This window comes from Micromonospora sp. NPDC049203 (assembly GCF_043197215.1).
Classification (GTDB): domain Bacteria; phylum Actinomycetota; class Actinomycetes; order Mycobacteriales; family Micromonosporaceae; genus Micromonospora.
Genome location: NZ_JBICSV010000005.1, coordinates 254746 through 265527, shown reverse-complemented (window position 1 = coordinate 265527; position 10782 = coordinate 254746). Strand labels below are relative to the sequence as shown.

General features: G+C 73.7%; 10 protein-coding genes. 6 read left to right on the top strand and 4 right to left on the bottom strand.

Going from position 1 to position 10782, the window contains the following annotated elements; translation table 11 throughout:
- Nucleotides 1–128 precede the first annotated feature (128 nt).
- On the bottom strand, nt 129–521 hold the full coding sequence (locus tag ACGFIA_RS16600; protein WP_357384010.1) for a DUF2267 domain-containing protein: 393 nt from the start codon (nt 519–521) through the stop codon (nt 129–131).
- A gap of 146 nt (nt 522–667) precedes the next feature.
- Between ACGFIA_RS16600 and ACGFIA_RS16595 the strand changes: the two genes are divergently transcribed.
- Together ACGFIA_RS16595 and ACGFIA_RS16590 are read left to right on the top strand one after the other, a co-directional pair.
- The gene (locus ACGFIA_RS16595) at nt 668–2782 is read left to right on the top strand and encodes a molybdopterin-dependent oxidoreductase (RefSeq protein ID WP_393260694.1); all 2115 of its coding nucleotides are present in this window, start codon (nt 668–670) and stop codon (nt 2780–2782) included.
- A 94-nt stretch (nt 2783–2876) separates the two neighbouring features.
- Entirely contained in the window at nt 2877–3581 is a 705-nt protein-coding gene (locus tag ACGFIA_RS16590; protein ID WP_357384006.1) for a CBS domain-containing protein, read from the top strand.
- A 48-nt stretch (nt 3582–3629) separates the two neighbouring features.
- Here the strand turns inward: ACGFIA_RS16590 and ACGFIA_RS16585 are convergent, their stop codons facing one another.
- The 3 genes from ACGFIA_RS16585 to ACGFIA_RS16575 are packed head-to-tail and all read right to left on the bottom strand — an operon-like array spanning nt 3630 to nt 6819.
- The gene (locus ACGFIA_RS16585) at nt 3630–4967 is read right to left on the bottom strand and encodes a hypothetical protein (RefSeq protein ID WP_393260692.1); all 1338 of its coding nucleotides are present in this window, start codon (nt 4965–4967) and stop codon (nt 3630–3632) included.
- On the bottom strand, nt 4964–5782 hold the full coding sequence (locus tag ACGFIA_RS16580) for a sugar phosphate isomerase/epimerase family protein (RefSeq protein WP_357478404.1): 819 nt from the start codon (nt 5780–5782) through the stop codon (nt 4964–4966). Before ACGFIA_RS16580 ends, ACGFIA_RS16585 begins: the two co-directional genes overlap by 4 nt.
- Nucleotides 5782–6819, bottom strand: a complete 1038-nt coding sequence (locus ACGFIA_RS16575) for a zinc-binding dehydrogenase (protein WP_357478401.1) — start codon at nt 6817–6819, stop codon at nt 5782–5784. The genes ACGFIA_RS16580 and ACGFIA_RS16575 overlap by 1 nt, the downstream gene beginning before the upstream one ends.
- A 121-nt stretch (nt 6820–6940) precedes the next feature.
- Here ACGFIA_RS16575 and ACGFIA_RS16570 point away from each other — a divergent pair, with 121 nt between their 5' ends.
- From ACGFIA_RS16570 to ACGFIA_RS16555, 4 genes are read left to right on the top strand one after another with little or no spacing between them, the layout of a single operon-like run.
- Nucleotides 6941–8332 (top strand): extracellular solute-binding protein, encoded by a 1392-nt coding sequence (locus ACGFIA_RS16570; protein WP_357478398.1) that lies wholly within the window; start codon nt 6941–6943, stop codon nt 8330–8332.
- Nucleotides 8329–9288, top strand: coding sequence for a sugar ABC transporter permease (locus ACGFIA_RS16565; protein ID WP_357478395.1), 960 nt, complete (start codon nt 8329–8331; stop codon nt 9286–9288). The genes ACGFIA_RS16570 and ACGFIA_RS16565 overlap by 4 nt, the downstream gene beginning before the upstream one ends.
- Nucleotides 9288–10154 (top strand): carbohydrate ABC transporter permease, encoded by an 867-nt coding sequence (locus ACGFIA_RS16560; protein WP_357478391.1) that lies wholly within the window; start codon nt 9288–9290, stop codon nt 10152–10154. Before ACGFIA_RS16565 ends, ACGFIA_RS16560 begins: the two co-directional genes overlap by 1 nt.
- Nucleotides 10155–10176: 22 nt before the next feature.
- Nucleotides 10177–10779, top strand: coding sequence for a phosphatase PAP2 family protein (locus ACGFIA_RS16555; RefSeq protein WP_357383991.1), 603 nt, complete (start codon nt 10177–10179; stop codon nt 10777–10779).
- Nucleotides 10780–10782 lie beyond the last annotated feature (3 nt).

The window sequence follows — 10782 nt, the reverse complement described above, 5'->3', positions numbered from 1 at the left end:
CGCGTAGACGATTTTCAGCGTACGTGACCGCCCACGAATTATTTTACGGTGAAAATACTTCCTGGCCGTCGAATCTTCGTGGCGGCGGCCCCGGTGCCGCAGCTCAACCCGGATCGCGGGGAGCGTGCTCAGACATCGTACGGCGGGCGTGGGATGGGGTCCACCATGGCGTCGAAGCCCTTCGGGAGCTGCGCGACGAGGTCGTGGAACTCCCCCACCGTCACCGTGTCGCGCAACGTGGCGAGCACCGCCACGGCCCCCACCTCGGCGACCGCCGGGTCCACCGCCGCGCGTTCGGCCACGCGGTACAGGAAGTCGACGGCGCCACCCGTGGTGGCGGTGCCCGCGGGCTCCAGATAGCCGCCCACGTCGTCCGGCAGCTGCGCCGCCAGGTCCGTCGCCTCGTCCGCGGTGATCCGGTCGGCGAGGGTCTGCAACACCGCCCGGGAGACGGTCGCCGCCTCGTCGGTGGGCAACTCGGCCCGCCGCGCCACCGCCTCGACGAACAGGGGGAACCGCATCCCACCCCTCCCCTCGCCGCCGGCGGGCACCACGCCACGCGGTCGGCCCCGGCGGGTACCCGCCCCCGCACCGGCCAAACGCCCCACCCACCGGGTGGCGGGAAAGCCGGAGGCCGGGTGGCCTGTCGCATCGGTAGCATCCGCGCATGGGATCCCTCACGACCCACCCCGGCGCCTGCCCGCTGGACTGCCCGGACACCTGCGTCTGGCAACTCACCGTCGACGACGGCCGGGCGGTCGCGCTGCGCGGCGACCGGGACCACCCGTTCACCAGGGGCGCGCTCTGCGGCAAGGTGAACCGCTACCTGGACGCGGTGAACGGGCCGGACCGGCTCACCACGCCCTGGGTGCGTACCGGACCGAAGGGCGCCGGCCGGGTCGCGTACCGGCCGGCGAGCTGGGACGAGGCAGTCGAGCGGGTGGCCGCCGGCCTGCGGACGAGCATCGAGCGGGACGGCCCGCAGTCGGTGCTGCCCTACTACTTCGCCGGCACCATGGGCCTGGTCCAGGGCTGGACCATGGGCCCCCGCCTCTTCGCCCATCTGGGGGCGTCGCGGCTGGACACCACCATCTGCACGGCGGCGGCGCGGGCGGCGCTGCGCTCGCTCTACGGCGCCTCGGTCGGCTTCGAGCCGGAGTCGATCGTCGAGGCGGGGCTGATCGTGCTCTGGGGCGCCAACCCGCTCGTCACCAACCTGCACCTGTGGCCGTTCGTGCAGCAGGCCCGCGAGCGGGGCGCGTACGTGGTCACGATCGACCCGCTGCGTACCGACACGGCAGCCCGCGGCGACGAGCACGTCGCGCCGCTACCCGGCACCGACGCGGCGCTGGCGCTGGGGCTGATGCGGCACGTCCGCGACGCCGGGGCGGCCGACGAGGCGTGGCTGGCCGCGCACACCACCGGCTGGCCGGAGCTGGCCGCCCGGCTCGACGAGTGGCCGGTGGAGCGGGCCGCCGCCGAGTGCGGCCTACCGGCCGAGACGGTACGCGGCCTCGGCGACCGGATCGCCACCACCCGGCCGACGGCGGTACGGGTCGGGCTGGGCCTGCAACGCCACCACGGCGCCGGGCAGGCGATCCGGGCCATCTGCGCGCTGCCGCTGGTCACCGGCGACTTCCGGTACCCCGGCGGCGGGGCGCTGGTGACCACCAGCGGCCACCACCCGGTCGACAACGGCCCGGTGATCCGGCCGCGCGGCATGCCGGCCCCACCGGCCCGGACGCTGAACATGAGCCGGCTGGCCGCCGTGCTCACCGGGGAGGCCGACCCGCCTGTCACCTCGCTCGTGGTGTTCAACGCCAACCCGGCGGCGACCGCGCCCGACCAGGCCCGGCTGCTCACCGGGCTGGCCCGCGCCGACCTGTTCACCGTCGTGTTGGAGCAGCGCTGGACCGACACCTGCGACTACGCCGACGTGGTGCTCCCGGCCACCATGCAGCCCGAACACCTCGACCTGCAGACGTCCTACGGGCACCACTACACGACGCTGAACCTGCCGGTGACCCGCGCGCCCGGCGAGGCGCTGCCGAACACCGAGATCTTCCGGCGGATCGCCGCCGCGCTCGGCGTCGACCATCCGGCGTTCCGGGACAGCGACGAGGACCTGGCCCGGCAGTTGCTGGCCGACGCGCCGATCACGTACGAGGAGCTGCGCGAGCGCACGTACGCCCGGCTCACCGGCGTGCCGGTGGGTTCCGCGCCGTACGCCGAGGGCGGCTTCCCCACCCCGGACGGGCGGGCCCGGCTGCACGACCCGGCGCTGGCCGCGCTCGGGGTGGACCCGCTGCCCGGTTACACGCCACCGGCCGAGGCGGCCGACCCGGAGCTGGCCCGCCGGTTCCCGCTGACACTGCTCACCCCGGCCAACCGCTACCTGATGAACTCCACGTTCGCCTCCCTGCCCTGGCACGCCCGCCGCGCCGGGCCGCCCCTGGTGCACCTGCACCCGGCCGACGCGACGGCGCGCGGGCTCGCCGACGGCGACGCGGTGCGCGTGCACAACGACAGGGGCGCGTTCCTCGCCGCCGTGGCGGTGGACGAGGCGGCCCGGCCGGGGTGCGCGTTCACCTACAAGGCGTACTGGGCGCGGCGCAGCCCCGGCCGGTCCACTGTCAACGCGGTCACCGGCGTCCGGGACACCGACCTGGGCGCGGCACCGACGTTCCACGACTGCCGGGTGCAGGTCGAGCCGGTGCCGGCCGAGCTGCTGACCGCCGAGCCGCCCCTCGACGAGGTCGCCGAACCGGTCGCGGCTGGGTGATTCGGGACCTCCGGCCCCCTGACCTGGTCTTTGCGCCCCTGCCCCGGCCCACGGCCGCCGCCTAGCGTCGGAGGCGGACAACGGGAGGTTCGCCATGCGTACGTGGCAGGTACAGGACGTGATGACCAGGAACGTGGCGTCGGTGCGGGAGGGCACGGAGTACCGGGAGATCGTCGACGTGCTGACCGACCGGCACGTCACGGCGGCGCCGGTGGTGGACGAGTCCGGCCGGGTGCTCGGTGTGGTGTCCGAGGCGGACCTGATGTACAAGGTGGAGTTCCTGGGCCAGCCCCGGGAGCGGCGGATCCTGCCGGACCGGCACCGCCGCGAGGCGCGGGCGAAGGCCGACGCGACGCTCGCCGCCGACCTGATGACCGCTCCCCCGGTCACGATCACGCCGGACGCGACGATCGTGGAGGCGGCCCGGCTGATGGACGCGCGCGGCGTGAAGCGGCTGCCTGTGGTCAACGACCTCGGCCGCCTGGTCGGCATCGTCACCCGTGGCGACCTGCTCAAGGTGCATCTGCGCCCGGACGCCGGCATCCGCCGCGACGTGGTCGAGGAGGTGCTGTGGCGCAGCCTCGGCGTCCGCGACGGCGTGGTGGACGTGACAGTGGACCGGGGCGTGGTGACGCTCACCGGCCAGGTGGAGCGCCGCTCCACGGCGCAACTCGCGGTGCGGCTGGCCCGGCAGGTAAGCGGCGTGGTCGAGGTGGTCGACGCGCTCGGCTACGCGGTCGACGACACGCCGATGAGTGCGCTGCGCATCGGTGGTGGTGCCCCGTCCGGCATCGCCTGAGCCCGCACGGGACCTGGTGGGCGTCGGCGTACCCGGCGCCCGCCGGTGTCACTCCTGGGCGAGCGCGTCGAGCACCAGCGCGGCGGTCCAGCTGAACGCCGGTGAGCCGAGACCGGCGCCGGTGTCGGGGTGGAAGTACTCGTGGCAGCCGGCCCGGTCGACCAGGTCGAGCATCGACTCGCGCAGCCCGGCGGCCAGGTCGGCCCGGCGGTGGGTACGCAGTCCCTGCCAGAGCAGCCAGCCGGTGTTGATCCAGCTCGGGCCACGCCAGTAGCGCAGCGGCTCGAAGTCCGGCGCGGTGCGGTCGTACGTGGGCAGCGGCCGGTCCATCCGGGCGGCCAGCCCGAAGCGCGGCGAGCACGCCTCGGCCAGCAGCGCGGACACCTGCGCGGTCGGCAGCTCGGGCAGCGCCAGCGGCATCAGCCCGAGCACGGTACGGGCGGGCACGAGCCGGTCGGCGCGCACGTCGCGGGGACGGAACGTGCCGGTGACCGGATCCCACAGCCGGGCCACGAGCGCCTCGGTGATCCGGGCGCCCCGGTCGCGGTGCGGCCCCGGGTCGGCGCCGATCACCGAGGCGATGCGCGCGAGGGCGTACTCGGAGACGCCGAGGGCGGCGTTCACCAGTGGGCACTCCACCAGGAACGGGTACCGGCCGAGCAGTCCCTCGTCCCGGTAGCGGCCGGCCCGGTAGGACTCCACCAGCGCGACGTAGCGCGCGTAGTCCAGGTCGGTGGGGCGCTGCGCCACGTCGGCGTGCGCGGTGTCGTGCCGCCGGTACGCGCGCATGACCGCCTCGTCGGCGGGCACCCCCGCCAGCGGCGCGTCCCAGGCCGGGCTGTTGTCCAGCCCGGACTCCCACGGGTGCACGATCGCGGCCAGCCCGCCGCCCCCGGCGTCGCGCCGCCCGGTCAGGTAGCGCTGCTGCGCGACAAGCCTCGGGTAGAGCCGGCGCAGCGCGGCCACCGACGCCTCGCCGGGTGCGCGGCGGTGCACCAGCCAGGCGGCCGGGGCGTGCACCGGCGGCTGGACGATCCCGGAGGTGGCCCGGGCCGGTGCGCCGTCGGCGCGTGCCGAGTCCCAGAACTGCGGCCCGGGGAAGTACGGCCCGGCGCGCGAGGCCGGGTTGAACACGATGTGCGGCACCCGCCCGTCGACCCACTGCGCGGCGAACAGCGTGCGCAGTTCCCGCCAGGCCCGGTCGGGGCGGACGTGCGCCAGGCCGATCGCGATGAACGCCGAGTCCCAGCTCCACTGGTGCGGGTAGAGCGTGCGGGAGGGGACCGTGTGGTCGTGTTCCCAGTTGGCGTCCAGGGTGGCCAGTGCGAGGCGGCGCAGCCGCGCGTGCCGCTCGGCGTCGGCGCGTACCCCGGTGGTCAGCGTCATGCGGCGGCCCGCCGGGGACGGGCCTGGGCCAGCGCGGTGGCGGCCTGGCGCAGCGCGGCGACCGGCTCGCCGCGTAGCCGGCACTCCAGCGCCAGCCACCCGGTGTAGCCGATCGCGTCGAGCGTGGCCAGCAACGCGCCCCAGTCCAGGTGCCCGGCGCCGGGCTGGTGCCGGTTGGAGTCGCTGACCTGGACGTGCCCGAGGTACGGCGCGGCGGCGCGCAGCGCGGCGTGCGGGTCGTCCTCCTCGATGTTCATGTGGTAGGTGTCGGCGGCCACCCGCAGCGCCGGTGACCCGACCGCCCGGCACAGCTCGACCGCCTGGTCGAGCCGGTTGACCATGTGGTCCTCGTACCGGTTGAGCGGTTCGAGGAACATGGTGACCCCTTCGGCGCGGGCGTGCCCGGCCAGCTCGCCCAGGGCGTCGACGAGCACCCGCCGGTCGCCTTCGGCCGAGCGGGGTGGTTCGAACGGCGGCAGCCGGCGGGAGAACATGCCCCACGCGGCCGGTGTCATCGCGCCGACGCCGCCCAGCTCGGCGATCACCGAGAGCTGGGAGCGCAGGTTGTCCACCGCGTCGCGGGAGCGGGCCGGGTCGAAGTCGCCGATGAAGTGGTCCATCTCGACGCAGACGGTCGGCATGACCACCCCGGCGGCGCGGGCGCGGCGCAGCTCCGGGCGCCGCCGGGCCAGGGCGTGGTCGCCCCGGCCGCGCAGTTCGATGCCCTGGTAGCCGAGGGACACGGCGAGGGCGTACTTCTGGGTCAGGTCGGCGCCGGGAAGCAACTGCTCCTGGCAGGCCAGCGGAATGTCCATCAGAACCTCAGCACCACTTGGAGGACGTCACCGTCACCGCGGTCGAGCAACGCCAGGGCGTCGGCCACCGCGCCCGCGTCGACGACGTGGCTCACCAGCGGCAGCGGGTCGACGCTGCCCTCGGCCACCAGGTCCATGAAGGTGTCAGCGATCCGCGTCCCGGACCACCGGCCGGCCGTGCCGGGTGCCGGGTCCGGCCCGGAGACCTGGGCGGCCACGAGCTGGATCCGGTTGTGGTGGAACTCCTCGCCGAGTTCCAGCCCGTGGGCGTACCCCTGGTAGAAGCCGGCCGCCACGACGCGGCCGGCGTGGGCGGTGGCGCGGATCGCCTCGTGCAGCGCCGGGTACGACCCGGACAGCTCCAGGCAGACGTCGGCGCCCCGGCCGTCGGTGGCCGCCCGCAGCGTGGCGGCGGGCGAGCCGGCGGCGGCGTCGACCACCCGGCGGGCGCCGAGCCGGGTGGCGTGCGCGAGCCGCCCGGGCATCCGGTCGACGGCGACCACGCGGGCGCCGGAGAGCGCGGCCAGGCGCGTGCCGAGCAGCCCGATCACGCCCTGCCCGAAGACGCCCACCCAGTCGCCCAGATGCAGGTCACCGGCGAGCACGGCGGTCAGGGCGATGGCGCCGGGCCGGGCGAACACGGCGGCGAGCGGGTCGAGGCCGGGCGGCAGCGGACGAGCGGCCGTCGCGGGGAGCACCGCCTCGGCGCGGTGCCCCCAGATGCCCCAGACGAGCTGGCCGGGCCGCCGCCCGGCCACGTCGGGGGCGACCTCGACGATCTCGCCGACCTCCTCGTAGCCGAAACCCACCACCGGGTACGCGGGCGTGGCCTGCCGGGGCACGAACATGCGGCTACCTGAGTCCCAGTCCTTGCGCAGACGCGGATTGCTGCCCCGGTAGAGGCTGAGTTCGGTGCCGGCGGAGATGCCCGAGTAGCGGGTGCGGACGCGGACCTGACCCGGACCGAGCCGGTCCGTGGGGCAGGGCTCCAGGCGTACGTGCCGGGGCCCGGCCAGAGAGACAACCCAGTTGCTCATGGCGTCGCTCCGAAGAAAGTACCGGCCCCGATTCTAACCTAAAAAATGGGCATATGTGATTAGATTGAGGAATCGATGGGTATTAGCGGCAGGCCGTGCTCTTTCGAGAGGAGTGCCACCGATGTCATCACCCTCCACGCGGCGGCTCGCAATCAGCCTGATCCTGGCACTGGCCGGGACCGGCGTGGCCGCATGCAGCGACGACGGGCAGAAATCCGACAGTTCGCAGATCACCGTCTGGAGCCTGGAAGACGTGGCGGACCGCGTGAACGCCACCAAGGCGATCATCGCCGACTACACCGCCAAGACCGGCGTCAAGGTCAACCTGGTCACCGTCAACGAGGACCAGTTCCCGGCCCTGATCGCCTCCAGCGCCGCCGCCGGCGACCTGCCCGACGTGGTCGGCTCGGTCTCGCTGGCCGGGGTGCGCACGCTGTCCGCGAACGAACTGGTCGACGCCGACGCCAACGGCGCGGTGATCGACCGGCTCGGCCGGGACACGTTCACGCCCCGCGCGCTGGAACTCACCAGCGACGGCGGCAAGCAGCTCGCCGTACCGAGCGACGGGTGGGGCCAGCTGCTGGTCTACCGCAAGGACCTGTTCACCGCCGCCGGCCTGCCGGCGCCCGACACGTACGAGAAGATCGCCGCCGCGGCGGCGAAGCTGAACACCGGCGGCGTCGCCGGCATCACCGCGGCCACCGCCCCCGGCGACGTGTTCACCCAGCAGACGTTCGAGCACCTGGCGCTGGCGAACAACTGCCGGCTCACCGACGACTCCGGCACTGTCACGCTCGACTCCCCCGAGTGCGTCGAGGCGTTCCGCTTCTACGGCGACCTGATGCGCAACCACTCGGTGAAGGGCGCCCAGGACGTCGACACCACCCGGGCCACCTACTTCGCCGGCAAGGCGGCCATGCTGATCTGGTCGCCGTTCATCCTCGACGAGCTGGCCGGGCTGCGCGCCGACGCCCGTCCCACCTGCCCGCAGTGCCAGTCCGACCCGGCGTGGCTGGCGCGCAACAGCGGGTTCGTCACCGCGATCAAGGGCCCGAACGGCACCGAGCCGGCCCAGTACGGCGAGGTCAGCTCCTGGTCGGTGCTCGACGGCGCGGCCGACCCGGCGAAGTCGTTCGTGGAGTACATGCTCTCCGACGGCTACCCGCGCTGGTTCGGCATGTCCCCCGAGGGGCGCTTCCCGGTGCGCACCGGCACCCCGGAGGACAGGCAGAAGTTCCGCACCGCCTGGAACACCAGCCCGGCGGGCGTGGACACCAAGAAGCCGCTGTCCGAGGTATACGGCGAGGACGTGCTCGCCACGCTGCGGCGCAGCCCCGACACGTTCCAGCGCTGGGGCCTGACCGAAAACCAGGGCAAGCTGGTCGGCGCCATCCTCGGTGAGCTGCCCGTACCCAAGGCGCTCGCCGACGTGGTCGGTGGCAAGTCCGACGCCCGCGCCGCCGCCGAACGCGCCCGCAAGGACGTCGAGGCGATAGCCAAGGGCGTCAATTGACCACCACCGCGCCGGAGGCCGGTCGCTCCCCCGCACCGGAGCGGCCCCGCCGACCCGGCCGACGCCCGCTGACGCTGCGCCGCCGCGAGTCCCGCGCCGGGCTCGCGCTGGTCGCCCCGACCCTGCTCGTCGTGCTCGCGGTGATCGGCATACCCATCGTCTGGACGGTGGTGCTGGCCTTCCAGCGGGTACGCCTGGCCACACTGCGCAAGACCGGCCTGTTCGGCGAGCTGACGCTGGACAACATCGACCGGGTGCTGCACACGCCCGGGTTCGCCGACACGCTCTGGACCACCGTGCTCTACAGCGTCGGCGGCACCGCCGGCTCGATAGTGGTCGGCCTGGTGGCGGCGCTGGCCGTACGCGGGCCGTTCCGGGGCCGCACCCTCGTCCGCGCGTCGATGCTGCTGCCGTACGTGGCGCCGGTGGTCGCCATGACGTTCGTCTGGCAGGTGATGCTCGACCCGCAGCTCGGCATCGTCAACGACTGGGGGCGGCGCTTCCTCGGCTGGGACTCCCCGGTGCCGTTCCTGTCCCAGGAGTCCACAGCGCTGTGGACGGTGATCGCGTTCGAGGCGTGGCGCTACTTCCCGTTCGCGTTCCTGTTCCTGCTGGCCCGGCTCCAGGCGGTGCCCGGTGAGCTGGAGGAGGCCGCCCGGGTCGACGGGGCCACGCCCACCCAGCGGTTCCGGCACATCCTGCTGCCACAGCTCATGCCGGTGATCGCGCTGATCGGCGTGCTGCGGTTCATCATGACGTTCAACAAGTTCGACGACGTCTACCTGCTCACCGGCGGCGCGGCGGGCACCGAGGTGGTGAGCGTCCGGGTCTACCAGTTCCTCACCGCCCGCACCGACATCGGCGCGGCCGCCGCCCAGGCGGTCGTGCTCGCCGTGGTGCTGCTCGTGTTCGTGGCGATCTACCTGCGCTTCTTCGGCGCGCGACGGGAGGCGTGATGGACCGGGACCGGATCGAGACGGTGAGCCTGCGCTGGCTGCGACGGCTGGTGATCGCCGGGTTCCTGGTGGTCACGCTGCTGCCGTTCTGGTACATGCTGGTGCTGTCGGTACGCCCGATCGAACGCCTGCTGCTCGAACCCGGCTCGCTCTGGGTGCCGTTCGGTGAGCTGACCGTCGCCACGTACGCCGAGGTGCTGAGGTCCGTCTCCGACGGCGGCCAGGGCTTCCTCACGTTCATCCGCAACAGCGGCCTGGTGGCGCTGGCCGCCACCGCGCTCACCCTGGTGATCGCCATTCCCGGCGCGTACGCGGTGTCCCGCCTGCGGTTCTTCGGCCGCCGGCAGGTCAGCGCGCTGTTCCTGGCGGTCTACCTGTTCCCGTCCATCGTCATCGCGATCCCGCTGTTCGTGGTCTTCACCCGGGCCGGGCTGCGCGGGTCGCTGACCGGCCTGGTGCTCGTCTACATCTCGCAGACGCTGCCGGTGTCGGTCTACATGCTGAAGAACTACTTCGAGACGATCCCCATCAGCCTGGAGGAGTCGGCGGCGATCGACGGCGCGGGCCGGCTCGGCATCATCCGCCGGGTCAGCCTGCCGCTGGCCGCGCCGTCGGTGATGGCCGTCGCGCTGTACGACTTCATGATCGCCTGGAACGAGTACCTGTTCGCGCTGCTGTTCATGGTCGACCGGCCGGACCGGTGGACCGTGTCGCTGGGCCTGTCGCTGCTGGCCGACGGGGTGGAGGTGCCGAAGACCGTGCTGATGGCCGGCTCGGTCATCCTCACCCTGCCGATCGTGGTGCTGTTCTTCGCCGGGGAACGGATGCTCACCGAGGGGCTCACCAGCGGGGCCGAGAAGGGCTGAGCGTCCGTGCCAGGATGATCGGGTGCGAGCATCAGGGGAGCGCCGGGCCGGCGCGCGGGCGGCCCGGCTGCTCACCGAGGCGCTCGCCCCGACCGTCCTGGTCACGGCGCTGCCGCTGATCGCCGCCGCCCGCGTCAGCCACTCGGCGGGCCAGTTCCTGCTCTGGGGCGGCATCGCGCTGACGTTCTGCGCCGTCATTCCGATCGGCGTGCTCGTGCACGGCGTCCGCCGGGGGCGCCTCACCGACCGGCACGTCGGCGACCGCACACAGCGGGCCCGGCCGCTGTCGATCGGGCTGGCCTCGGTGGCGGCCGGTTTGCTGCTGCTGGCAGCGGTTCGCGCACCGGCCGAACTGTTCGCCGTGATCGTGGTGGTCTTCGTGGTCGGTGCGGCCTGCGCGCTGGTGAACCACTGGTGGAAGCTGAGCATCCACGCGGCGGTCGCCGCCGCCACCGTCGCCGTGCTGGTGCCGCTGGCCGGCCCGGCCGCGAACCTCGGCTGGGCCCTCGTCGCGGCCGTCGGCTGGTCCCGGGTACGGCTGGCCGACCACACCTGGCCGCAGGTGCTGGCCGGCGTCGCGCTGGGCGGGCCGCTCGCCGCCGGCACGTTCCTGGCGCTCGCCTGACCC

Excerpts from the sequence above, each read along its gene's own strand:
- ACGFIA_RS16600 (WP_357384010.1), bottom strand. The coding sequence starts at position 521 with ATGCGGTTCCCCCTGTTCGTCGAGGCGGTGGCGCGGCGGGCCGAGTTG.
- ACGFIA_RS16595 (WP_393260694.1), top strand. The coding sequence starts at position 668 with ATGGGATCCCTCACGACCCACCCCGGCGCCTGCCCGCTGGACTGCCCG.
- ACGFIA_RS16590 (WP_357384006.1), top strand. The coding sequence starts at position 2,877 with ATGCGTACGTGGCAGGTACAGGACGTGATGACCAGGAACGTGGCGTCG.
- ACGFIA_RS16585 (WP_393260692.1), bottom strand. The coding sequence starts at position 4,967 with ATGACGCTGACCACCGGGGTACGCGCCGACGCCGAGCGGCACGCGCGG.
- ACGFIA_RS16580 (WP_357478404.1), bottom strand. The coding sequence starts at position 5,782 with ATGGACATTCCGCTGGCCTGCCAGGAGCAGTTGCTTCCCGGCGCCGAC.
- ACGFIA_RS16575 (WP_357478401.1), bottom strand. The coding sequence starts at position 6,819 with ATGAGCAACTGGGTTGTCTCTCTGGCCGGGCCCCGGCACGTACGCCTG.
- ACGFIA_RS16570 (WP_357478398.1), top strand. The coding sequence starts at position 6,941 with ATGTCATCACCCTCCACGCGGCGGCTCGCAATCAGCCTGATCCTGGCA.
- ACGFIA_RS16560 (WP_357478391.1), top strand. The coding sequence starts at position 9,288 with ATGGACCGGGACCGGATCGAGACGGTGAGCCTGCGCTGGCTGCGACGG.